Raw genomic sequence first — 23,811 nt, forward strand, 5'->3', positions numbered from 1 at the left:
TTAACTTGTCGCATTCATACAATTTTAGAAATTTAACTCAAACCTAGGGAATCGGCGCTATGAAATGCTCATGCGCCCGACGCTCGACAGTTTTGCAGTAGTGCCCGCAGCACTTCGCAAGGCGGCGATTGCCGTGGCGCTTGCGCTATGCGGGTTGTTCGCGACTCAGGCCTCAGCCGCCACCGTCGAACCCGACTGTTTTCTTGCCGGACTGCACGAATCGCTGGCGGATATCGAGCGCATTGCCGCCGATGCCGAGCCTGGCAACTGCGTACCGGCGAAGGAAGTCTCCGGGCTGGGCGACTGGACCGTCGTCTTCCGGCTCCCGGCGGACAGTAACGCCGAATATCTTTCGATGCGGCTCGGCAAGGTCGATAGCGTCGCCGTTTCCGCGCGCAATGCCGAGGGGGAATGGCGGCGCACGACCTATGCGGGCGACAAGCTGACCGCGAGCTACGAAGGCCCGGAAATGGTGGCCGGGCTGCCGCAGGACGGCGGTGAAGCACGGGTGGTAATCGCTGCGATCGAGGGAAGCGGTCATCCGCCAACCATCCTCAAAAGCGCCATCACGCTCAATGATCCGGCGGAATACGACACCCGCCTCATCGAACTGATGCTGTTGTCCGCGCTCGTGGGAATGGTCGTCATTCCTGCGCTTATCTATCTCGGCTTCTTCCGCGTTCTGAGCGAAACCTTCCTGATCTGGTATGCCCTGTTCAGCATCAGCCTTGCCGGCATCGTCCTTTTGCGCAGTGGCCTCATCAACGTGTTCGTGCCGCTCCCGGTCGACATCTGGCGCATCGCGAACATCATCAACATGGCCCTCGTCGTCGCCTTCGCCGTCATGTTAACCAGCCGCTTCATCGAACGCGACAAGCTGACGCCGCAATTCCGTATGATCGCCCCTTATGTCGCGGGGTGGACCATCGCGATGAGCGTGATCTATGCGGGCGATCCGCCCTTCCTCGAACCCTTCGGCTCGGCGTTCCATACGATCGGAATGGTGCCTGCAGCGCTGCTCGTCTGCGCCATGCTGGCCGATGCGTATCGGCGCGGGAGCCGTTCGGTCATCCTCCAGCTCGCCGCTTGGATTCCGCTGCTTTCCCTGTTCCTTCTCCAGATATTGAACGCGATGCGCAGCGCAAACGCCTATTCGGACTTCCTTCCGTGGTTCTATGTCAGCCTGCTCTGGCAGGTCGTCATCTCTTCCTGGGCGGTGGCCGATAGATTCTTCGTGATGAAGCGGCAACGCGACAGCGCCATCCTCGAGGCCGACGTCCTCTCGCGGCGCAGCGAGCGCGATCCGCTGACCGGCCTCTATAACCGGCGCGCGCTCGACAGCCGCTGGCACGATCTGCAGTCCTGCGACTATCGCACGGTGGCAATTCTCGACATCGACCACTTCAAGACCGTGAACGACGTGCATGGCCACATCGTCGGCGACCAGGTCCTGAAGATCATCGGCCAGGTGCTGCGCGGCGACCGAGACAACATCGCCATTCGCATGGGCGGGGAGGAATTCCTCATCCTGCTGCGCGGTTCGGACGCGGTGACGCGGGCCGACCTGCTGAGGCGGCGCGTCACCGTGCGCGTCGCGGAGGAAATGCACGATCTCGAAATGCCTGTAACGGCGAGCATGGGGACGGTGACCCTCCCGGAAAAGGCCGACAACCGCCTCGAATTTTCGGACGTCTATTCACGGGTTGACCTGCTTCTCTACGAAGCCAAGCGGTCGGGCCGTAACCGCATGATCGCGCGCAACTGGGACGTGCTCAAACTGGAGACCTTCCCCGACAAGGATAGCGTCGCAGCCGAATGAGGCCGAGCGCTCAGTCGCTCTCCGCCATGAACGGCGCAGCGACCTCGGGACGGATCCGCACGAGCCGCCCGCTGGCGCGTTCCAGCATCGCCCAGGTGCTGCGCGCGGCGACGATCACCTTGCCGCTCTCGTCACGGAAATCGACGCAGCGGTCGAACCGCGCCCCCTTGGGCGGATCGGGGATGTAGGTCGTCACCTCAACGCGCTCGCCCTCGCGCACATTGCCGCGATAGTCGATCTCGTGCCGCGTCACGACCCAGACGAAGCGGTCGCGGTGTTCGGGGTCGGCGACGGCATTCCAGTGCTCGGTCGCGATATCCTGCACCCATTGGAGCCAGACCGTGTTGTTCACATGGCCGAGCTCGTCAATGTGCCGGGTTTCTGCAGTGAAGTTGCGGGTATACGCCGCGCTCACTTCTCCAGCCCGAGTTGCGTCAGGAAGAAGGCGAATTCCTCCGCCTGCTCGTAGAGGCGGCGGAAGCGGCCCGACTTGCCCCCATGACCTGCGCCCATATTGGTCTTGAGCAGGAGGAGGTTGTCGTCCGTCTTCACCTCACGCAGCTTCGCGACCCACTTCATCGGCTCCCAATAAGTGACGCGCGGATCGTTGAGCCCGGCAGTCACGAGCATCGGCGGATAGTCCTGCGCCACGACCTGATCGTAGGGGGAGTAGGACAGGATGTAGGCGAAGGCCTGCTTCGATTCGATCGGATTGCCCCATTCCGGCCATTCGCCCGGCGTCAGCGGGAGACTCTCGTCGAGCATCGTGTTGAGGACGTCGACGAAGGGCACGTGTGCCGCGACCGCGCCCCACAGTTCGGGATCGGTGTTGACGATTACGCCCATCAGTTCGCCGCCCGCGCTGCCGCCGCTTGCGGTGATCCGGCCCTTCGCGGTGTAGCCTTGCTCGACCAAGCCCTTCGCCACGTCGACGAAGTCGTTGAACGTGTTGGTCCGCGCGTTCATCTTGCCCTGCAGATACCAGTTGCGGCCCAGATCGTCGCCGCCGCGAATATGCGCGATGGCATAGGACATGCCGCGATCTAGCAGCGACAGGCGCGAAGTCGAGAAGCCCGGCGGCACGGCGTAGCCATAGGCGCCATAGGCATAGAGGTGCAGCGGGGCGCCCCCTGCGTCGGGGCCGGGCGTGTCCTTCCTTCGGACGACGCTGACCGGGATCATTGCCCCGTCGCGGGCTCGGATGGTCAGGCGCTCCGTGACGTAGTCCGCTGCATTGTAGCCGCTCGGTATTTCGTCCTGCTTCAGCAATTCGAGCGTGCCGCTCGCCATGTCGTAATCATAGACCGAACCGGGCGTAACCATGCTCTCGTAGGACAGACGCAGCTTCGATACGTCGTATTCAGGGTTGTTGCTGAGCCCGGTCACGTAGCTCGCCTCGGGAAAGGTGATCGGAATGAAGCGGCCTGCATCGTCGTAAGATCGGATCTGCACCTGGTCGAGGCCGTTAAGGCGGCCTTCCGTGACGTAGAAGTCCTTGAACAGGTCGAAATCGGTCAGGTAGAATTCGTCCGAGCCGGGGATCAGCGTCGTCCATTCGCCCGGTTTGTCGAGGGGGGCGGTGGCGACGCGGAAATTGACATGCTCGTCATTCGTATGGACGAACAGCGTGTCGCCGCGCACGTCGACATCGTATTCGATGCCCTTCCGGCGCGGTTTTACGAGGATCTGCTCGCCGGTCGGATCGTCGGCGCGCACGAGGCGGACTTCGCTCGTCTCGTTGTCGCCGGTCGCGATAACGATCCAGTCTTCCTGCGCGGTCAGGCCGGTTCCGACGCGAAAGCCCTCGTCTTCCTCGCGATAGATCTCGATGTCCTCGGCTACGTCGGTGCCGATCCGGTGAAGCCGCGCATTGTCGACGCGCCAGTTCTCGTTCGCCTTGCCGTAGAGGATGGCACTGTCGTTCGCGACCCAGTTGAGGCCGGACAGGGTTTCCGGGATGACGTCGTCCAACAGCTCGCCGGTTTGCAGATCCTTGATGCGTGCGGTGAACCGCTCCGATCCGTTATCGTCGTAGGAATAGGCGAGATAGCGTCCGTCGTCGCTGACCGAGAATGCGCCGAGGCGGAAATAATCCTTGCCCTCGGCAAGCTGGTTCTGATCGAGCAGCAATTCGTCGGGACCGCCCGCGACGGGCTTCCTCCAGTGGAGGCGATACTCCTTCCCTTCCTCGACGCTGGACCAGTAGAGCCAGTCGCCATCCTTTTGCGGGACCGAGGAATCGTCCTGCTTCATCCGGCCCTTCAGTTCCTCGTAAATCGTCTCGACGAGCTGTTCGTGCGGCGCCATCTGCGCTTCGAAATAGGCGTTTTCCTTCTCCAGATGCGCGATGACGTCGGCATCGTCGATCGTGGGATAGGACTGGTCCTTCATCCAGTGATAGGGGTCGGAAATGGTGATCCCGTGGCGCGTATATTCATGGGGTCGCTTTTCTGCGACGGGCGGCGAAACGCGGGTCTCGGTCAAGTCGGTCTGATCCTCGGCTGGCTGGGCGGTGAGCGGCGGCGCCGCGAAAAGGCCTGCTGCGACGAGCAGGGCGTAGGCGGAGATTTTCATGCGGACGGCGCCCCCTGTTGAACAAGGCGTTCCCCTGCTATGGTAGAGGGAGCACGCCAACACGGCTCCGCATCCGATAAGACAAGTGCGGACGTAAAACCATAGCAGGATCATTCGAATATGCTGATGCAACCTTACGAAGCCCGCCTCGCCGCCTTGCGCCGCGAACTGGCGGCCCGCGAACTCGACGGCTTCGTCGTGCCGATCTCGGACGAGCACATGAGCGAATATGTCGGCAATTATGCGCAGCGCCTCAAATGGCTGACCGGCTTCGGCGGATCGGCTGGCAGCGCGGTCGTCCTCGCCGGTGAATACGAAGGCAAGGGTGCCGCCGTCTTCGTCGATGGCCGCTATACCGTGCAGGTCCGCGAGCAGGTCGACGAAGCATTGTTCGACTACGTCGGAACGCCTGCGGGCAGCCCCGCCAAATGGATCGCGCAGCACGCCGCCCAAGGTGCGCGGATCGGCTATGACCCCTGGCTGCATACCAAGGCGTTCGCCAATGCGCTGGGACGCGCGCTCGCGAAGAAGGGCGGAAAGGTCGTTCCGGTAGAAAGCAATCCGGTCGATGCCGTTTGGGAGGACCGGCCCGAAACCTCGATGGCCCCCGCCGTGCCGCAGCCGGACGACTATGCCGGACGCTCCTCTGCCGACAAGCGGTCCGAGATCGCCGACTGGCTGAAGCGCAACGATCACGACGCGACGGTCATCGCGGCGCTCGATTCCGTTGCTTGGCTGATGAACATACGCGGAGCGGATATCGACAACACACCGCTCGCCCTCGCCTATGCCATCGCGCACAAGGACGGAACGGCCGACCTGTTCATCGCGCCGGAAAAGGTGACGAGCGAACTCTCGCAGCATCTCGGCAATGCGGTGCGGGTGCGCGACCGGGGCGACTTCATTCCGGCCTTGCGCGAACTGGGCGGGAAGTCCGTCGCCGTCGATCCCGAACGTAGTGTTGCCGGCATCTTCCACGCGCTCGAAGCGGCTGGCGCGACCATTGCCCGCAAGACCGATCCGACCATCCTGCCCAAGGCGCTGAAGAACCCGGTTGAGCAGCAGGGGCATCGCGACGCACAGGCCCGCGACGGGGCCGCCATCGCCAAGTTCCTTCACTTCCTTTCGGTCGAGGGACCGAAGGGCGAACTCGACGAACTGGGCGCTGCCGCGCAGCTGAAGCAATTCCGCGAGGAGACGGGCGCGCTCGAAAATACTTCCTTCGACACGATTTCCGCCGCGGCGGGACATGCCGCGCTGCCGCACTACAAGGTGGACGAGGACAGCAACATCCCGATCCCCCCCGGCAGCATCTTCCTGTGCGATTCGGGCGGGCAGTATCTCGACGGAACGACCGACATAACGCGCACCGTCTGGATCGACACGCCCGAGGGGAGCGAGCCCACCGCCGAGCACAAGGACCGCTTCACCCGCGTCCTGAAAGGTCATATCGCGTTCGCCGAGGCGGTCTTCCCGGATCGCACGACGGGCGGCCAGATCGACGCGCTTGCCCGGCAGTTCCTATGGGCCGCAGGAGTCGATTACGCCCACGGCACGGGTCATGGCGTCGGCGCGTTCCTCTGCGTCCATGAAGGACCGCAGCGCATTGCCAAGCCGAACGGCGGACAGGCGGGGACCGGCGAACCGCTGCGCGCCGGAATGATCTGCTCCAACGAGCCGGGCTATTACAAGGCAGGCGAATTCGGCATCCGGATTGAGAATCTGGTGCTGATCGAACCGCGCGAGATCGACGGGGCGGAAGGCGATTACCTCGGCTTCGAGACGCTGACCTATGCGCCGATCGAGCGGCGACTGATCGAGCCAGAAATGCTGACCGAAGCCGAGCGGAACTGGCTCGACGATTACCATCGCAAGGTATGGGACATCCTTTCGCCGCAGCTGGACGGCGCGGTGAAGGACTGGCTGAAGGACCAATGCGCGCCGATATGAGCGAGCCCGCCCCCGCTGAGCGACAGCTTGGCGGACACGGCGTGTTCCTGTAATGTTCCCATCGGTCGCGATTCGTTTAGCAAGGAAGCCTTCAACATGATCGGATATGTCACGCTCGGAACGAACGACCTCGAACGCGCGGCCGAATTCTATGATCCCATAGCCAAGGAACTCGGTTTCGGACGCATGATGGAATTCGACAGTTTCATCGCTTGGGGCGACATGACGAGCGAGCAGGCCGGGCTTGCCTTGACGAAGCCCTTCGACGGAGGCGAGGCAAGCGTGGGCAATGGCACGATGGTCGCGCTTCTGGCCAAGGACGCCGAGCAGGTCCGCCGGGTTCATGCCCAGGCGCTGGAACTGGGCGGGACCGACGAAGGAGCACCTGGACCACGCGGCGATGACGGCTTCTACGCAGCCTATTTCCGCGACCGCGACGGCAACAAGCTCAACGTCTTCTGCTACCAGACGGGCAATTGACGGTCCGCTTCACGGCGCCTGCCAGAACGCCGATGCCGGACGAACCTGAAGCCTAACGCATCAGCCCGCCGAGCAGGTTGCGAACGAACGCCGTCGCACCGGTACGGATGGGGTCGGCGCTCGATTTCTTGCCCAGCACGGCGGCGACCGCGATCGATGCGACCGATCCAGCAGCCGCCCGCGCTGCACCCTTGCCCGCCTTTTCCCAGAGCGAGGGCGATTTTCGCTCGCGCTTTTCCACTTCGGCCTTGCCCTTCGCCTCGACCTCCTTCGCGGTCGCCTCCGCATCGGCGGCCTTGGCGGCAAGAACCTCCGCCGCGCTTTCGCGATCGACCGGCGTATCGTATTTGCCTTCCAGGGGAGAGATCGACTGGATGATCGCCCGCTCCTTCGCCGTCACCGGGCCGAGGCGCGAACGCGGCGGCTTGATGAGGGTGCGCTGGACGATCGAAGGCGCACCATCCTCCATCAGTGTCGAAACCAGCGCTTCCCCGACGCGCAGTTGCGTGATCGCTTCCTCGACGTCGAGTTCGGGATTGATCCGAAAAGTCTCCGCCGCCGCACGGATCGCCTTCTTGTCACGGGGCGTGAAGGCGCGCAGCGCATGTTGCACCCGGTTGCCAAGCTGGCCTGCCACTTCCTCGGGAATGTCGATCGGGTTCTGCGTCACGAAATAGACGCCGACGCCCTTGGAGCGAATGAGGCGGACAACCTGTTCGATCTTGTCCTGCAACGCCTTGGGCGCGTCGTCGAACAGCAGGTGCGCCTCGTCGAAGAAGAAGACCAGCTTGGGCTTTTCCGGATCGCCGACTTCGGGCAGGCTCTCGAACAATTCGGCGAGCAGCCATAGCAGGAAGGTCGCATAGAGCTTGGGACTGCGCATCAGTCTGTCTGCCGCAAGGACGTTGACATAGCCGCGCCCCTGCTCGTCCGTTTTCAGGAAATCGGCGATCTCGAGCGCCGGTTCGCCGAAGAAGCGATCGGCACCCTGCGCTTCGAAGGACAGCAATTGCCGCTGGATGGCACCGACCGACTGCTTCGAGACGTTGCCGTATTGGGCCGACAACTCTTTCGCGTTCTGCCCCGTATGAAGGAGGAGCGCCTGCAAATCTGCAAAGTCCAGCAGCAGCAGGCCGTTCTCGTCCGCATAGCGAAAGACGATTTGCAACACGCCTTCCTGCGTGTCGTTGAGATCGAGCAGACGCGACAGGAGCAGCGGTCCCATCTCGCTTACCGTGGTGCGGATCGGGTGGCCCTGCTCTCCGTACAAATCCCAGAAAATCGCGGGATTGTCGGAATAGGCATAGTCATCCATGCCGAGTTCGGCGGCGCGTTCTTCCAGCTTGTCGGCGTGTTTGAACGTCGGCGATCCGGGCATGGCAATACCCGACAGATCGCCCTTCACGTCGGCCACGAATACGGGAACGCCGCTTGCGGAGAAGCTCTCGGCCAACCCCTGCAAGGTAACGGTCTTGCCGGTTCCGGTTGCCCCTGCGACGAGGCCGTGGCGGTTCGCGCGCGAAAGGTCCAGGACCTGCCTCTCGCCATTTGCAGCGGCTCCAAGGAAAATCTGCGTCATCTCGGCGTTAGCCCCCTTCGTCCAGCTTCGCTCGTCTCCTCGCATCTCTTGGCGCAAGCCCCTCTGACCGGTCAAGCGGGACCGCTTCGCTTGCGGAATTGCCTGCTTCCAATTCGGCGCATGGTCGGTATGGCATGGGGCAATGCCGGTCACGACACCCATGGTCCTGCTCGACGATGCGCGCAGCGCAAGGGCAAGCGACGCGCTGTTCTACAGCGATCCCGAACGGGTCTTCGTCGCGCGTCGTCCGGACGAGGTCGCTTCCGTACTGGCGCAAGCGGACGAGGCCTTGGCGAAACAGGGTGGCTCGCTGGCCGGCTATATCTCCTATGAAGCGGGGCTCGCTCTCGAAGAGCGGCTGCGCCCGCTGGCCGAGAAACGCACCGGCGGGGCTGGTCCGCTAGTGTGGCTGGGCCTGTTTGCAGAACCAGAACGGATACCAGCCGCGCAGATGCAGGACTGGCTGTTCGCGCGCTGCGATCACGATGCCATCCTGCCGAGCGTCGGACCGCTCGAGCCGCAAATCTCGATGGGCGCGTATCGCGAAAATGTCGCCCGATTGCAGGATGCGATCCGCACGGGTGAAATCTATCAGGCCAACCTGACCTTCCCCCTCGTGGGTGGCTATACCGGCGATCCCGTTGCCTTGTACCGTGCGCTGCGCCCGCCCTCCGAAGCGGGCTATGGCGGCCTGATCTTCGACGGAACGCACTGGATCCTAAGCTTGTCACCCGAACTGTTCGTCTCCTTGAAGGATAGGCAGATCAAGGCGAAGCCGATGAAAGGCACGCGGCCGCGCTCGCAAGATCCTGAAGCGGACGAAGCGATGCGGCAGGAGCTAGCCGCTTCCGAGAAGGATCGCGCCGAGAACCTGATGATCGTCGATCTCTTGCGGAACGATCTCTCTCGGGTGGCGCATGCGGGCAGCGTAGAGGTCACGGACGCCTTCTCCGTCGAAAGCTATCCCACGGTGCACCAGATGGTGACGACCGTGCACGCCGATCTGGAGCAGGGCACGTCCGCCCTCGACCTCGTCCGCGCGCTGTTTCCCTGTGGCTCGATCACGGGCGCTCCGAAGATTCGCGCGATGGAATTGATCGCCGAGGTGGAACGGGACGCCCGCGGCCCTTATTGCGGGGCCATCGGACGGATCGACGCTGCGCAAGATGGCAAGGGGCAGAGCGCGGCTTTCAATGTCGCGATCCGTACCCTGCGTCTCACCCCGGTCGAGAACCATCGCGGCAAGGCGGTCCTCGGCGTCGGTTCCGCGATCCTTGCGGACAGCGATCCGCTGACCGAATGGCGTGAGTGTCTGGTAAAGGGCGAGTTCGCACGGGCCAGTTCGCCGGAATTCTGCGCCCCGCACGTCGACCTCATCGAAACCATGCGGTTCGACCCCGATGTCGGCATCGCCAATCTTCAGATGCACCTCGACCGCATGAAAGAGAGCGCGACGCAACTGGGCATTGCGTTCGACCGCCACGAGGGACGCAACCAGATACAGGCCCTGAGTTTCGATCTCGACGAACCCTGCCGCATCCGGCTGCTCGCTGGCCGACCGGGCACGATGGCGCTGGAAGCGCGCCCGCTGAGCGAAGCGCGCGAATGGCCCGATCCCGTGAAGTGCATCGTCCTGCCCCTGCCCGTCGATCCGAACGATTGGCGCCTGCGTCACAAGACGAGCGATCGCGGCTTCTACGACGAAGCCCGCCAGATCGCGGAAGACTGCGGCGCTCAGGAGGCGCTGTTCGTGCGCGAGGACGGATTGCTGACCGAGGGAAGCATCACGAACCTTTTCGTGCGCGGCGAGGACGACGTTCTCGGTACGCCGCCCACCCGTCTCGGCCTGCTGCCAGGCATTTTGCGCCGCAGCCTCATCGAAAAGGGCGAAGCGCGAGAACAAGAAGTGCGGATCGAGGATCTGGCGGACGGTTTCTTTCTTGGCAACGCGCTGCGCGGCTTGATGCGCGCCAGGCTGATGACATCGTGACCGCGCAAACCGAACTGCCCATCCTGTTCGAGGATGGAGAGGCGCTGATCATCGACAAGCCGGCGGGCCTGCCAGTCGATCCTCCGCGCAAGGGCGGCCCGAGCCTCGCGGAACACCTCGACCATTTGCGGCTCGGTTTTCAGCGTCAGCCCGCCCCCGTCCATCGGCTCGACACCGATACGAGCGGCTGCCTTTTGCTCGCGCGCAATCCCAAGGCACTGAAACGCTTCGCCCTCGCCTTCGAGGAACGGCGGGTCGAGAAGCTTTACTTCGGCCTGCTCGCCGGTGAGGTCGAGGACGATTACGGTTCGGTCGAGATACCGTTGGCGAAAACCAGCACGGCGGAGCGCGGTTGGCGCATGGTCGGCAGTGCGAGTGGCAAACCGTCTGTCACGCGGTGGGAAGTGCTTGAGCGCGGCGACGGCATTACGGCCCTCGCCTTCAGACCCGTGACCGGACGCACCCACCAGATACGCATTCATGCGCTCGAAGGGTTCGGTGCCGGGCTCGTCGGCGATCCCGTCTACGGCGTTTCGGAAGGGGCGGCGAAGCGAACCATGCTCCATGCGCGTGCGCTCACCGTGACACGGGAAAAGAAGCCGCCGATCCATGCTTCCGCTCCGCTTCCCGCCGATTTTCTCAATGTATGCCGCGCGGCGGGCCTTACGGACATGGACCGATGGACCGCAGCCTGACGGATCGTGCCCATGCCCTCGCAGAGGAGCAGTTCACCGCCGGCAGCGGTCCGGGCGGACAGAACGCCAACAAGGTCGCGACCAACGTCCAGCTGCGCGTCAACATCTACAAGCTGCGCCTGCCGCCGCGTGTCTTCGCGCGACTTCGCGATCTCGCCGGTAGCAAATTGACTGCGAGCGGGGACCTGCTGGTCAAAGCCAGCCGGCATCGCACGCAGGAGGCGAACCGCACCGAGGCGCGCGAGAAGTTGCAGGAACTGCTCGAGGAAGCGCACAAGCAACCTCCGCGCCGTGCGAAGACGCGGATCAACCGGCTGGGCAAGACGAAGCGGCTGAAGGAGAAGAAGGCACGCGGCGAGGTCAAGGCGAAGCGCGGCAAGGTCGACTGGTAGCCTGCCTGCCTTCTGCAAACCGCTTGACTCGGCGGCGCTGTTGCCGCAATGGCCCAGACCTTGGGAGCGGCGCGATTGTGCCGCTTGAATTTTTTCCGGCGCTCGTCGCCTTATTTGCTCAAATCTGGGAATACGCCATGGCGAAGTCAGCAACCGTCAAGATCAAGCTCGTCTCGACCGCGGATACGGGTTATTTCTACACGACGAAGAAGAACCCGCGCAACATCACCGAGAAGATGACGTTCCGCAAATACGATCCCGTCGCGCGCAAGCACGTCGAGTTCAAGGAAGCTAAGATCAAGTGATCGCTTCGCCGGATCGCCCCCAATCGGGGCGGTCGGCGCTTCCACTCGATGAACCGTCGGAACCCGCCCGGTTCACGGATGGTTCAACGCTCCAGCCATAGTAATTGGAGCATGAAACACTTGCCTTCGATCTTCCTCAAACCGTCGCGCGCGGCGATGGCCGCGCTTCTCGTTCTCGGCACTCCCGCAGTCGTCGCCCTGCCTGCAACTGCGGTGCATGCGCAGTCGAGCGATCTCGATCGCGCTGTCACGGCCCTGCGCGGCATCACCACGATGAAGGCCGATTTCAGCCAGACCGACCGCAGCGGCGCAAGCGTGAACGGCGTCCTGACCCTGAAACGCGGTGGCAAGATCCGCTTCGAATACGAACGCGGCACGAACATGCTGGTCGTATCGAACGGCAAGTCGCTCTACCTCGTCGATTACGACGTCGATCAGGTCCAGCGCTGGCCGATCAGCAAATCTCCGCTCGGCGCGCTGCTAGATCCCTCGCGCGACGTCAAGCAATACGGGAAGGTCGTCAGCACCGGCAATCCGGACGTGGTCAGCATCGAAGTGCGCGACAAGGATCGCCCCGAATTCGGCGCCATCACCATGATCTTCGTGCGCGATGCAAAGTCACCGGGCGGCCTCAAGCTGACTCATTGGGTCGCGCTCGATGCGCAGAATCACAGGACCACTGTCCGGTTGCGCAATCACCGCTATGGGGTCGCCGTTAACGACAACGCCTTTACCTTCCGCGATCCCCGCCGTTCCTCTCGTCGACCAAGGTAAACGCACGGGGCACAAACGGTGCTTTCCCTGCGACGAGATACGTGAGTCATTCACTTATCAGACAGGGATTGATGCCTAGATTGATACCTGCAACGACGCGATGGATCGGGTTCCCCTGTTATCCGATTTCATCACCAGCCGAGTTGTACAGCGTGACGAACGCTAGATAGAAAGTCCTCGCTCCACTTGCCCCCGGAGCGGGGGCTTTTTTCGTTCGGCGACCAAATTTCTCTCGGCAGCCGCGCCTTCGATGGACGCCTTCGATGGACAGGGCGTTGTGCAGTCTTTAACGCCCGGCCTATGGTTTCTGTCACTACCTGGAATATCAATTCGGTCCGCCTGCGCATGCCCATTGTCGAGCGGTTCCTGAAGGAGCAGTCGCCCGACGTCCTGTGCCTGCAGGAGATCAAGACGGAGGAGAAGTTCTTCCCGTTCGAGGCGTTTCGCGATCTCGGTTACGAGCATATCGCGGTGCACGGGCAGAAGGGCTATCACGGGGTCGCGACGGTCAGCCGCATACCGTTTCGCGAATTCTCGCGCCACGATTGGCAGGACAATGGCGAGGCCCGTCATATCGGTGTCGAACTGCTCGGACCGGGCAGGGGAATGATCGTCGAGAACGTCTATGTGCCTGCCGGGGGAGACATTCCCGACCGTGAGCAGAACCTGAAATTCGGGCAGAAGCTCGATTTCATCGAGCGCATGACGCGGTGGGCCGAGACCGTTGATCGACCTTCGCTGATCGTCGGCGATTTCAATATCGCTCCCTTGGAAAGCGACGTGTGGAGCCATAAGCAACTCCTGAAGGTCGTCAGCCACACTCCGGTCGAGGTGGACAGCCTCCAGCGGTTCATGGACGCGCACGGATGGAGCGACATCGGGCGCGAACAAGTTCCGGCACCGGAACGCTACTACAGCTGGTGGAGCTATCGCGCCAAGGACTGGACGAAGGGCGATCGCGGGCGGCGGCTCGATCACATGTGGGCATCGCCCGAACTCGCGCGGCAGGTAACCGGCCACCACATTCACGAGAACCCTCGAAGCTGGGAGAAGCCGAGCGACCATATTCCGCTGACGACGGAGTTCTCGCTCTGAGCGAAGCACCGCCCTCCCCCGCCCGCCGGGCGGCACAGGGCGTCGATGCCCTGCGGCACGGTTGGCCGATCCGGATCGGGCGGGCGCCGCCCCTGCTCGCGGCAGAGACGGCCTCCGGCGACGTACGCGCCGATCGAATGCTCATTTCGCATGCGCGCGGCGTAACTCTCAAACTCGCCAATCAGAGCGCCGCCGCGGTCCCGGAGGCGCCCGTCGCCATGCGCGCCGCCGAACCGCTGTTGCTGGCGCAGGCGCTCGCCATTGCCGACCCTTCCGCTGACCTTGCCAATCCGCTGAAAGGTCCGTTCAAGGCGCTTTCCATCGACTGGGCTGAAGAGGCGCAGGCGGCCCTCGAACTTGCACGCATTGCCGGCATCCTCCCGGCCTTTCTGATCGAACCGGAACCGGAAGGTGAAGCGGTATCGCTATCGGCATCGGACCTTGCCGCCTGGCACAACCTCGATACGCTTCGGATCGCGGCTCGTGCGCACCTTCCCATAGCGGCGACCGACAATGCTGAAATCATCGCGTTTCGCAGCGCGCATGACCTGCGCGAGCATGTCGCGCTCGTCATCGGAGAGCGCAATGCGAACCGCCCGCCGCTCGTCAGGGTTCATTCGGAATGTCTGACCGGCGACATCCTGGGCAGTCTCAAATGCGATTGCGGGCCGCAGCTCGACGCGGCGCTTCACGCAATGGCCAGCGAAGCCGGAGCTCAAAACGGGTGGGGCATCCTTTTGTATTTGCGGCAGGAGGGTCGCGGCATCGGGCTGATCAACAAGATGCGCGCCTATCGCCTGCAGGATCAGGGCTTCGACACCGTGGATGCGAACAACCGCCTCGGTCTGCCGGACGAATCGCGCGACTTTCCGGTTGCCGCCCGGATGCTCGACCTGCTCGGCGTGTCGTCCGTTCGTCTCCTGACCAACAACCTGGCGAAGGTCGTCGCGCTGGAAGAATGCGGCATCCGCGTGATAGAACGCATCGCGCACCAGTTGCCTGCAAATCCGCACAACGAACGGTATCTGGCGACGAAACGCGACAGAGCGGGACATTTGCTGACATGAGCGCCTTTACGATCCGCCCGGAAGATACTGCCGACCACGCGGCAATTCACGCGCTGACGGCGAAGGCCTTCGCCGGACAGCCGCAAAGCGATGGCAACGAACCGCGGATCGTCGACGAACTGCGGGAAAGTGGCGACCTCGTGCTTTCGCTCGTTGCGGAGGATGCGGAGCGGATCGTCGGTCATATCGCCTTTTCTCCGGTGACGATCAGCGACGGAAGCAAGCGGTGGTTCGCGCTCGGTCCGGTTTCGGTCAAGCCCGATCTCCAACGCACGGGCATCGGCAACGCGCTTATCCTGCGCGGGATCGCGCGTATGCGACAGGATGGGGCGAACGGTATCGTGCTCCTCGGCGACCCCGACTATTATGCGCGCTTCGGTTTCGAGCACGATCCCGAACTTCGCTATCCTGGACCTGAGCCGCGTTATTTTCAGTGCCTCGTCCTGTCGGGCGAACCACCCCGTGGGAAAGTTTCCTTTCCGGCAGCTTTCGGCACCAATGAGGCTTCGCGATGACAAGTGGACCATGCCGTCTGTTCGAAGCAACTTTCAACCCGGCGGCGCATTGCACGTGCCTTGCGCAGCCGCTATCCCCCTCACCTAGAGGATTGCCTGCATACCCAGTTTTCAGGTAGTCCCGTTCGACGGAGCAATATTAATGCGTTTCAACATGATCCCTGCGCTTTCGCTGCCGCTGGTCCTCGCCTTGGGTGCCTGCGCCAATTCGGAAGACGCTTCCACGGAGGCCGAAGCCGATACGGTCGAAATTCCCGCCTTCGACGCGCTGTCGAACGTGGATGAATTACCGGTCGCGGACCCTGAGGCAAACACCGATCTAGGTGTCGACGAGGGCGAAGTCGAAGAAGGCGAAGAGGGCGCAGAAGCCACCGACGCCGAAGCGAGCGACGCCGCCGACGAAGCCGCAGAAGCCGCCCCTGCTACGGCAGGCGACGAAGAAACCGAGTAGCAAGAAGAAGGTGCACCCCGCATGAGCGAGACCGTCAGCGCGAACGGCATGGACAGCGAGACTTTCGACCAGTTCATCGACCAGCTCGAACGCTATGTGCGCGAGCGTCTCCTGCCCGCGGAAAAGGAAGTCATCGCAAACGATCGGGTGCCCGAGGATATTCTCTCGGAAATGAAGGATATGGGTCTGTTCGGCCTGACCGTGCCGGAAGACTACGGAGGCGCGGGCCTCAATACGCGGCAATATGCGCAAGTCGTCAGGACGATTGCCTATGCAGCGCCTGCCTTCCGTTCGATCTTCTCGATCAATGTCGGCATGTTCAATTCCGCCATCAAGAATGGCGGGACGGACGAACAGAAGGCGGAATGGTGGCCGCGCATCGCGGCAGGCGAAGTCGCGTGTTTCGGTTTGACCGAACCTGGCAGCGGTTCCGACAGCGCGGCGATGCAGACTTTCGCCAAGCCCGACCCGGACGGCAATGGCTGGATCTTGAACGGTACGAAGCGTTACATCACCAATGCGCCTCATGCCGATGTCGGGCTCATCATGGCACGCACCGAAAAGGACGCGCTACCCAAAAACGCGCATGTCAGCGCCTTCATCGTGCCGATGGACACGCCCGGCGTCTCGGTCGGCAGCGCCGATGAGAAGATGGGCCAGGCGGGCAGCCACGTGGCCGACGTCATGCTCGACGACGTCCACGTTCCGGGCGATGCCCTGCTCGGCGGGGAGACGGGGCAGGGTTTCCGCTTTGCGATGCAGAGCCTCGATAACGGCCGCATTTCGGTCGGCGCAGCGTCGACCGGCTATGCGCGCCGCGCCCTCGACAGCGCGCTTAAATATGCGAACGAGCGGCAGGCTTTCGGAGAGCCGATCGCCAACTTCCAGCTTATCCAGCAAATGCTGGCGGAAAGCTGGACCGAAATCTACGCTGCCGAAGCGATGATGGCGGACGTCACAGCCCGCGTGGACCGGGGCGAGGATACGATCAAGCACGCCGCGGCATTCAAGGCGTTCGCTTCTGAAATGTGCGGGCGGGTCGTGGACCGCGTCGTCCAAATTTATGGTGGGGCCGGCTATCTTGCCGAATATGATGCGGAACGCTTCTTCCGCGATGCCCGCATCTATCGCATCTACGAAGGCACGACGCAGATCCTGCAGTTGCAGATCGCCAAGCGGATGTTGCGCGAATATGCCAATATGTAATGGCGATCGCGGACGCCGCTCGGGACCGGCAGTGCGCGTACGGGTGCTGCTGAATGTATAATCTGCTGCCCGATCTCTCGATCATCGAGGTGCCGAGTTTCATCGCGTCGCCGACTGCCGGCCTTTATTGTGCGCAGATGGGAGCCGAGGTCATCCGCATCGACCAGATTGGCGGGGGGCTCGACTACAATCGCTATCAGGTGACGGAGGAAGGCCGTTCGCTCACCTGGGAGAATCTCAATCGCGCGAAGAAGTCGGTCGCGATTGACATGCGCAGCGAAGAGGGGCGCGAACTCGTCGTCGAACTGGCGCGCAAAACCGGCCAGCTTATCACCAATGTCCCCGAAAAGAGTTTTCTCTCGCATGAGCGTATTGTCGAAGGGCGACCGGACATGATCACCTTGCGCGTTATGGGCTGGTATGACGGGCGGCAGGCGATGGACTTCACCGTGCACGCGGCGAGTGGCTATCCCCTCATGACCGGTCCTGACGAGTGGGATCGCGACACCGCGCCGCCGGTCAACCAGATCCTGCCGGCCTGGGACTTCCTGACGGGCGCTTATAGCGCATTCGCGCTGATGACGGCGCTGCGGCATCGCGAAAGGACGGGCGAGGGCAATCACGTACGTGTCCCGCTCGGCGACGTCATGATGGCAACGGTCGCGAATAGCGGCGCGATGGCCGAGATGCTCTACCGTGGGGAGAACCGCGAACGGCTCGGCAATTCGATCTGGGGCGCGCTGGGCCGCGATTTCAAAACGCGCGACGGCGAGCGCATGATGGTCGCGGCGCTGACGAACAAGCAATGGCGCGCCATGATCGAGGCGTTCGACGTCGCGGACGATATTGCGGCGCTCGAGGCGGAACGCGGCGTATCCTTCGCGAAGAGCGACCATAACCGGTTCAGCAATCGCGATGCCCTGTTCGCGATATTTCAGAACGCCGCCGATCGCTTCGATTATGCCGAGCTGGCTCACCGCCTCACAAAAGCGGGTGCGACCTTCGAGAAGTATCGCACGATGCATGAAGCTGCGAGCGACAAGCGGCTGGTCGAAGACAACCCGCTTTTCGGTCCCTCGCCCCGAAATCCGAGCGGGTTCGAATATCCCGCCGCCGGATCGATGGCGAACCTGCCTTCGCAGGAACGCCAACCGCCCGAGCCAGCGCCCTTCCTTGGCCAGCACAGCGAGGAAGTTCTCGCAGAGCGTCTGGGACTGGCGTCGGGAGAAATCGCCCGACTGATCGACAGGAAACTGGTCGCGAAGAGCGACGAGCATAATTTCGAGGACAATCGATGAATCTACGCCGCGCTGCAATCGTTTCTCCCCTGCGTACCCCGGTAGGCAAGTTCCTGGGGACGCTCGCCCCGCTCGAAGCAGGCGAGCTCGGTGCGATCATCATCAAGGCTCTGGTGGAGAGGACGGGTATCCATCCCGAACGCGTCGACGACGTCGTTTTCAGCCAAGGTTACGGCAGCGGTGAAGCGCCGGCTATCGGGCGCTGGTCATGGCTGGCCGCGGGAATGCCGATTTCGGTACCGGGCTACCAGCTCGATCGGCGGTGCGGTTCGGGCCTGCAGGCCGTCGCGAGCGCGGCGATGATGGTCCAGACGGGCGCGGCGGACATGGTGCTGGCGGGCGGCGTCGAGTCCATGTCGAATGTCGAGCATTACTCTACCGACATTCGCAAGGGAGCGCGCTTCGGCGATCTCGTATTGCATGACCGGCTTACGCGTGGACGGCTGATGAGCCAGCCCATCGAGCGGTTCGGCGTCATCAGCGGAATGATCGAAACGGCCGAGAACCTTGCGCGCGATTACGGCATCAGCCGGGAAGCGAGCGATGCCTACGCCGTCCGCTCGCACCGCAACGCCGCGGCGGCCTGGGAAGCAGGGAAGTTCGACGAGCATATCGTTCCGGTCCCCGTCCCGCAGCGCAAGGGCGATCCCCTGATGTTCGCAAAGGACGAAGGGTTCCGCGAGGATGCGAGCATGGAGACCCTGAGCAGCCTTCGCGCGATCGAGGGCAAGGACAATCCCGATGCGGTCGTCACCGCCGGCAATGCCAGCCAGCAGAACGATGCCGCGGCAGCCTGCCTGATCGTGGCCGAGGACAAGCTGGCGGAGTTCGGCCTCGAACCCATGCTGTGGCTCAATGGCTGGGCAGCGGCCGGTTGCGATCCTTCGCGCATGGGAATCGGTCCCGTACCCGCTGTCGACCGCCTGTTCCATCGCAGCGGAATGAGCTGGGACGATATCGGGCTCGTCGAACTGAACGAGGCCTTCGCGCCGCAGGTTCTTGCCGTGCTGAAAGGCTGGGGCTGGTCGGATGACGATAGCCGTCGCGAGATGCTGAACGTGAACGGGTCGGGAATTTCCCTCGGCCATCCGATCGGTGCCACTGGCATTCGTATTCTTGCCGACATGGCGCATGAGATGAAGCGGCGCGACGTTCGCTTCGGGCTCGAAACCATGTGCATCGGCGGTGGTCAGGGCATGGCCGCCGTCTTCGAGCGCGCCGTCTGACAAGCGCCATGCCCGGTTGGAAAGACTGGATCGGCCGCAGGGAAGTTCGCCGCGACCGTTTGACGACGGAACTGGCAGCGCGCTGGCTCGCGACATTCGACAAGGATGCTCGTAGCGAGGGCACGATGCCCCAAGGCATTCACCTGTGTCTTGCGACGCCGGACGCCAGGACGGCGGAACTTGGCGATGACGGGCATCCGCGTCGGACTGAGGATGGTAGCTCGTTTCTGCCGGCGATTCCGATGCCGCGCAGGATGTGGGCCGGCAGCCGGTTTCAATTTCATTCGCCCCTGACCATCGGAGCGCAGATCGAACGCGTTTCACACATTGTTTCGATCGAGAAAAAGTCCGGTGCGACTGGACCTCTTGTTTTCGTCGAAATCGAGCATGACACGCTCGCCGATGCCGAACTTGCCGTGAGAGAGAGACAAACGCTCGTCTATCGCGAGGCTGCGCCATCCGATGCCCCCTTGTCGCCTGCGATAGTCAACGACGCTAACTTCGATGAAGCGGTCTGGGACGCGCATCATGTCATCACTCCCGACGAGCGTTTGCTGTTTCGCTATTCTGCACTGACCTTCAATACACATCGCATTCACTATGACAGGCCCTATGCCGAGGACGTCGAGCGTTATCGCGGGCTCGTCGTGCACGGTCCCCTGATTGCGACAATGCTGCTCGATCTCGCGCAGTCAAAATTCGGCGATAACACGCTTTCCGAATTTTCATTCCGGGGATTGTCCCCGGCGATCGCCGGGGAAGAACTTCACTTGGTGTTACGGCGAACAGGTGAGGATACCATCGAGCTCGCGGCCTTCGCCGGGGACGGACGACAAGTGACGAAGGCCGAAGCGCGCCTCATGATATAAGTCGGGCTATTCGCGAACGATTATTCGACCGGAAAGTCGGATATCGGCCGTTTGACGGAGTAGCTCTCGGCTGCGGGCACATGATCCAGCGGCGGAAGATCGAACTGCGGCGTCGCGACCCGCGTAGCCGGGATGCGGTCCAGCAAATCGCGAACGAGGGTCAGTCGTCCGCGCTTCTGATCGTTGAAATCGACCAGCGTCCATGGCGCGTGCGGCGTGTCGGTGGCGCGCAGCATCCGCTCCCGCGCGTGCGTGTACGCATCGTATTGCTCGCGCGCGGCCAGATCGATCGGCGACAGCTTCCATCGCTTGAGCGGGTCTTCGCTTCGCTCTTTCAGACGATCTTCCTGCTGCTTCTGATCGGTCGTCAGCCAGTATTTGACGAGCAGCATCCCGTCATCGGTCAGCATCTTCTCGAAGACCGGCGCTTCTTCCAGGAACCTGCCCACCTCATCCTCGCTTGCATAGCCCATCACCGCCTCGACACCGGCGCGATTATACCAGCTGCGATCGAACAGCACGATTTCTCCGGCTGCAGGAAGATGCGCGGCATAACGCTGGAAATACCATTGCGTGCGCTCGCGATCGGTTGGTTTGGGCAAGGCGACGATGCGACATTCGCGCGGATTGAGGTATCGCGAGACAGTCCGAATTGCACCGCCCTTGCCTGCCGTGTCGCGCCCCTCGAAAAGGACGCAGACTCTTGCGCCGGTTTCTCTTACCCAGCGGGCCATAGCCATCAGTCCGATGTTCATCGGTTCAAGCAACCGCTCGTATTGCTTGCGCTTCAACTTTTCCATCTCGCTTCTCCGCCAAACGCTGACGCCATTTGGAAGAAGCGGTCGCGCGTGGTATCATCTTCGCCAAGCATATGAATACACACGATCAAACCATTTTCGAAGCATCGACGCAGGATTTTACCGTCCTGCCGGACATGCCCGCCGACGTCTTTACGGCCCCTCTCAAGAAGCCCGATCATCTGGGTGACGACTGGCTCGAACCCGAGCAGACGCATTACGACACCGAGGATGACGCCATCTGGGACGATCTCTTCGCCCGGCAGATGGGCGTCCTGCCTGGCCGAGCGGCGAGCGCGTTTCTCGCAGGGCTGGAAAAACTCGACCTCGGGCGTGGCGGCGTGCCGGAATTTAAGGCGATATCCGAAGAGCTCGACCGGATGACGGGCTGGAGCGTCGTTCCAGTCCCGATGCTGATACCGGATCACGTGTTCTTCTGGCATCTTGCCAATCGTCGTTTCCCTGCGGGCAACTTCATCCGGACGCGCGAGACTTTCGATTACATCCAGGAACCCGACGTTTTTCATGACGTGTTCGGCCATGTGCCGATGCTGACCGATCCGGTCTACGCCGACTACATGCAGGAATACGGGAAAGCCGGGTGGAAGGCGATGCGCTACAACCGTCTGAAAGCCCTTGGCGCGCTCTACTGGTACACGGTCGAATTCGGCCTCATTCAGGAAGAGGGCGAAATTCGCGCTTATGGAGCTGGTATCCTTTCAGGGCCGACCGAGGCGGTTTTCGCAACCGAGGCGGAAAGCCCCAATCGCATCATGCTGAATGTCGATCGCGTCATGCGGACGGACTACGTAATCAGCGATCTGCAACCGACCTATTTCGTGATCGAAAGCTACGAAGACCTCTACCGCAAGACCGTGGAGCGGGACTTCGACCGCCTCTATCGCAGCTTGTCGCCATCCTTCACCTACGCAAATTCCGCAGTGATCGACGTGGACAATGTCGTCCATCTGGGCACGCAGGAATATTTGCTGCGGGGTGGTCGCGGGAGTGGCGCGAAACCTGTCTGAATAGCAAGCCGCCCCTAAGCGCGTAGATCGGACGCGCACCGCTCCATAAAACGCCAGAACAAAACGGCCCCGGATTGCTCCGAGGCCGCTTCGATTGTTCGTAAACGTAGACGAAATCAGATTTCGTTGCCGTCCATTTCCTCGCCAACGGTATCGGCCTGCTCTTCCATCGTATCTTCGACGGCGTCGGCACGATCTTCCATCATGTCCGATTCAGCTTCCATGCCCTGCGCGTCGAGAGCTTCTGCCTGCTCGTCCATCTGAGCTTCCATGGCTTCGCCTTCATCTTCCATGGCTTCTTCGGTCGGGCCATCGCATGCAGCGATCGACAGGCCGAGAACGGCAACGGATGCGAGAGTAAAGATCTTTTTCATTGCATTCCCCTTTCAACGAGCGGCCCGGATACCATGAGCCTTGATTAATGATAAGCCCCAATTATCGAACCCGAAATCAGTCCAGCGCGTGTTTCCCCACGTAATTCGCTGTCGTCACGAGTGCCACCGCGCCAATACAGGCGAGGAGCAGCGCCGTCGTCGTCAGACCGTTCATAGCAATGCGTCCGCCGACCGCACTTCCCACGATCAACGAACCGACCATTCCCGCACCCACGTTGAGTGCGATGCGCCGCGTATCCGATAAATCTACGATGATGGAGAACAGCCAACCGAGGACTGCTCCGACGATCATCAGAACAAGAACACCCATAGTACTTCCTGTAATCACGTTTGGAAGTTGAACGGGGGTGCGCGCGATTAGGTTCCGATCTCGACGCTTCGTTTCATCGCTTTGTCATAATGAAACGGTCCCGATGTCGGCGTCAGTTACCCATTAGCCACAGGAAGGCGAAGCTTCCGAGAACAATGCGATACCATGCAAACGGAGCGAAACCGTGCTTGGAAATATAAGCGACGAACGCCCTGATCACGAGCAGCGCGACGACGAAGCTGGTGAAGAACCCGATGGCGATCTCATCCCATCCCACCGCACTTGTCCCCGACAAAAGGGCGTCGGGTTCGGACAATATCTTGTAAGTCGCAGCTCCCAGCATGGTGGGAACGGCAAGGAAGAAAGAAAATTCGGCTGCCGTCTTTCTACCAACCCCCAAGGCGAGCGCCCCGAGTATGGTCGATGCGGAGCGACTGGTTCCCGGGATCATCGCGAGGCATTGAACGAAGCCGACGCCCAGCGCCGTCTTCATCGAAAGCGCGGCGACGCCTGTATCCTCTCTCGGCTTGATCATGCGCTCGACCAGCAAAATCGCTATTCCGCCGATGACCAGCGCGACCGCTACGACCAACGGCGATTGCAGCATGATGTCGATCGCATCCTTGGCGAAGACGCCGATGACTGCCGCCGGCAAGAAGCCGAGCAGGATATTGCGTGTGAAGCGCAACGCCTCCGTCTCGCGGCGCAGGAGGCCGCGCCCCATGTCCAAGAACAGCGACCAGTATGACACGACCACCGCCAGCACCGCGCCCAACTGAATGACGATGTTGAATTGCGCCCACTGGGCGGGGTCGTAGCCGAACAGTTCGGTTGCAAGGATAAGATGGCCCGTGCTCGATACCGGGAGGAACTCGGTCAGTCCCTCGAGAATGCCGAGCAGGAAGGCGGTCAGCGTCAGGTTCATAGCTGGCGCTCAAGCGGTGTTACGGAGAACAGTCAACGCGAAACACGACGATCCGCAGCAAAAGAAAGCCC

24 protein-coding genes are annotated in these 23,811 nt (G+C 62.1%); 17 read left to right on the forward strand and 7 right to left on the reverse strand.

All coding sequences use genetic code 11. The annotated features are described in order from the left end of the window. The first annotated feature begins 64 nt into the window (after positions 1–64). Positions 65–1,819, forward strand: a complete 1,755-nt coding sequence (locus GRI38_RS11645; RefSeq protein ID WP_160684067.1) for a GGDEF domain-containing protein — start codon at positions 65–67, stop codon at positions 1,817–1,819. 10 nt (positions 1,820–1,829) lie between these two features. Here the strand turns inward: GRI38_RS11645 and GRI38_RS11650 are convergent, their stop codons facing one another. Continuing rightward, the gene (locus GRI38_RS11650; RefSeq protein WP_160684070.1) at positions 1,830–2,234 is read right to left on the reverse strand and encodes an acyl-ACP thioesterase domain-containing protein; all 405 of its coding nucleotides are present in this window, start codon (positions 2,232–2,234) and stop codon (positions 1,830–1,832) included. Continuing rightward, positions 2,231–4,393 carry a S9 family peptidase gene (locus GRI38_RS11655; RefSeq protein ID WP_160684073.1) on the reverse strand — a complete coding sequence of 721 codons (2,163 nt, stop codon included), beginning with the start codon at positions 4,391–4,393 and terminating at the stop codon, positions 2,231–2,233. The genes GRI38_RS11650 and GRI38_RS11655 overlap by 4 nt, the downstream gene beginning before the upstream one ends. Before the next feature lie 120 nt (positions 4,394–4,513). Here GRI38_RS11655 and GRI38_RS11660 point away from each other — a divergent pair, with 120 nt between their 5' ends. Together GRI38_RS11660 and GRI38_RS11665 are read left to right on the forward strand one after the other, a co-directional pair. Continuing rightward, complete coding sequence (locus tag GRI38_RS11660) at positions 4,514–6,343, forward strand: aminopeptidase P family protein (protein WP_160684076.1); 1,830 nt, start codon at positions 4,514–4,516, stop codon at positions 6,341–6,343. Positions 6,344–6,439: 96 nt separating this feature from the next. After that, on the forward strand, positions 6,440–6,823 hold the full coding sequence (locus GRI38_RS11665) for a VOC family protein (protein ID WP_160684079.1): 384 nt from the start codon (positions 6,440–6,442) through the stop codon (positions 6,821–6,823). 52 nt (positions 6,824–6,875) lie between these two features. On the opposite strand, the gene GRI38_RS11670 is transcribed toward GRI38_RS11665, so the two are convergent. Further along, on the reverse strand, positions 6,876–8,402 hold the full coding sequence (locus tag GRI38_RS11670; RefSeq protein WP_160684082.1) for a helicase HerA-like domain-containing protein: 1,527 nt from the start codon (positions 8,400–8,402) through the stop codon (positions 6,876–6,878). 142 nt (positions 8,403–8,544) lie between these two features. Between GRI38_RS11670 and pabB the strand changes: the two genes are divergently transcribed. The 13 genes from pabB (at position 8,545) to GRI38_RS11735 (ending at position 20,285) form a co-directional block, all read left to right on the forward strand. Further along, positions 8,545–10,392: an aminodeoxychorismate synthase component I gene (pabB, locus tag GRI38_RS11675; protein WP_160684087.1), complete on the forward strand. Its 1,848-nt coding sequence runs from the start codon at positions 8,545–8,547 to the stop codon at positions 10,390–10,392. After that, positions 10,389–11,087, forward strand: a complete 699-nt coding sequence (locus GRI38_RS11680; protein ID WP_160684094.1) for a pseudouridine synthase — start codon at positions 10,389–10,391, stop codon at positions 11,085–11,087. Before pabB ends, GRI38_RS11680 begins: the two co-directional genes overlap by 4 nt. Then, entirely contained in the window at positions 11,072–11,479 is a 408-nt protein-coding gene (arfB, locus tag GRI38_RS11685) for an alternative ribosome rescue aminoacyl-tRNA hydrolase ArfB (protein WP_160684098.1), read from the forward strand. Before GRI38_RS11680 ends, arfB begins: the two co-directional genes overlap by 16 nt. A 137-nt stretch (positions 11,480–11,616) precedes the next feature. Next, on the forward strand, positions 11,617–11,784 hold the full coding sequence (rpmG, locus tag GRI38_RS11690; protein WP_160684103.1) for a 50S ribosomal protein L33: 168 nt from the start codon (positions 11,617–11,619) through the stop codon (positions 11,782–11,784). A 111-nt stretch (positions 11,785–11,895) separates the two neighbouring features. Beyond that, positions 11,896–12,558: a LolA family protein gene (locus GRI38_RS11695; RefSeq protein WP_237487517.1), complete on the forward strand. Its 663-nt coding sequence runs from the start codon at positions 11,896–11,898 to the stop codon at positions 12,556–12,558. A gap of 300 nt (positions 12,559–12,858) precedes the next feature. After that, positions 12,859–13,653 carry an exodeoxyribonuclease III gene (gene xth, locus GRI38_RS11700; RefSeq protein WP_160684106.1) on the forward strand — a complete coding sequence of 265 codons (795 nt, stop codon included), beginning with the start codon at positions 12,859–12,861 and terminating at the stop codon, positions 13,651–13,653. Then, a complete protein-coding gene (ribA, locus tag GRI38_RS11705) occupies positions 13,602–14,720 on the forward strand; it encodes a GTP cyclohydrolase II (RefSeq protein ID WP_160684362.1) in 1,119 nt (372 codons plus the stop codon). Before xth ends, ribA begins: the two co-directional genes overlap by 52 nt. After that, entirely contained in the window at positions 14,717–15,235 is a 519-nt protein-coding gene (locus GRI38_RS11710; protein ID WP_160684109.1) for a GNAT family N-acetyltransferase, read from the forward strand. Before ribA ends, GRI38_RS11710 begins: the two co-directional genes overlap by 4 nt. Before the next feature lie 142 nt (positions 15,236–15,377). Then, on the forward strand, positions 15,378–15,686 hold the full coding sequence (locus tag GRI38_RS11715; protein WP_160684112.1) for a hypothetical protein: 309 nt from the start codon (positions 15,378–15,380) through the stop codon (positions 15,684–15,686). Positions 15,687–15,707: 21 nt separating this feature from the next. Continuing rightward, positions 15,708–16,892: an acyl-CoA dehydrogenase family protein gene (locus GRI38_RS11720; RefSeq protein ID WP_237487518.1), complete on the forward strand. Its 1,185-nt coding sequence runs from the start codon at positions 15,708–15,710 to the stop codon at positions 16,890–16,892. Positions 16,893–16,945: 53 nt separating this feature from the next. Then, complete coding sequence (locus GRI38_RS11725) at positions 16,946–18,190, forward strand: CoA transferase (RefSeq protein WP_160684115.1); 1,245 nt, start codon at positions 16,946–16,948, stop codon at positions 18,188–18,190. Beyond that, the gene (locus tag GRI38_RS11730) at positions 18,187–19,416 is read left to right on the forward strand and encodes an acetyl-CoA C-acetyltransferase (RefSeq protein WP_160684118.1); all 1,230 of its coding nucleotides are present in this window, start codon (positions 18,187–18,189) and stop codon (positions 19,414–19,416) included. Before GRI38_RS11725 ends, GRI38_RS11730 begins: the two co-directional genes overlap by 4 nt. A gap of 8 nt (positions 19,417–19,424) precedes the next feature. Further along, on the forward strand, positions 19,425–20,285 hold the full coding sequence (locus GRI38_RS11735) for an HTD2 family dehydratase (protein ID WP_160684121.1): 861 nt from the start codon (positions 19,425–19,427) through the stop codon (positions 20,283–20,285). A gap of 20 nt (positions 20,286–20,305) precedes the next feature. Here the strand turns inward: GRI38_RS11735 and ppk2 are convergent, their stop codons facing one another. Next, complete coding sequence (ppk2, locus tag GRI38_RS11740; protein WP_160684124.1) at positions 20,306–21,085, reverse strand: polyphosphate kinase 2; 780 nt, start codon at positions 21,083–21,085, stop codon at positions 20,306–20,308. 134 nt (positions 21,086–21,219) lie between these two features. On the opposite strand from ppk2, the gene phhA reads away from it, so the two are divergent. After that, positions 21,220–22,110, forward strand: a complete 891-nt coding sequence (gene phhA / locus GRI38_RS11745) for a phenylalanine 4-monooxygenase (RefSeq protein WP_160684368.1) — start codon at positions 21,220–21,222, stop codon at positions 22,108–22,110. Between the two features lie 116 nt (positions 22,111–22,226). Here the strand turns inward: phhA and GRI38_RS11750 are convergent, their stop codons facing one another. From GRI38_RS11750 to GRI38_RS11760, 3 genes are all read right to left on the reverse strand, one after another. Further along, positions 22,227–22,484 (reverse strand): hypothetical protein, encoded by a 258-nt coding sequence (locus GRI38_RS11750; protein ID WP_160684127.1) that lies wholly within the window; start codon positions 22,482–22,484, stop codon positions 22,227–22,229. 76 nt (positions 22,485–22,560) lie between these two features. Further along, positions 22,561–22,815 carry a GlsB/YeaQ/YmgE family stress response membrane protein gene (locus GRI38_RS11755; protein WP_160684130.1) on the reverse strand — a complete coding sequence of 85 codons (255 nt, stop codon included), beginning with the start codon at positions 22,813–22,815 and terminating at the stop codon, positions 22,561–22,563. A gap of 112 nt (positions 22,816–22,927) precedes the next feature. After that, positions 22,928–23,740 carry an undecaprenyl-diphosphate phosphatase gene (locus GRI38_RS11760; protein ID WP_160684133.1) on the reverse strand — a complete coding sequence of 271 codons (813 nt, stop codon included), beginning with the start codon at positions 23,738–23,740 and terminating at the stop codon, positions 22,928–22,930. Positions 23,741–23,811: the final 71 nt, after the last annotated feature.

It is taken from the genome of Parapontixanthobacter aurantiacus (genome assembly GCF_009827635.1).
GTDB lineage: Bacteria > Pseudomonadota > Alphaproteobacteria > Sphingomonadales > Sphingomonadaceae > Parapontixanthobacter > Parapontixanthobacter aurantiacus.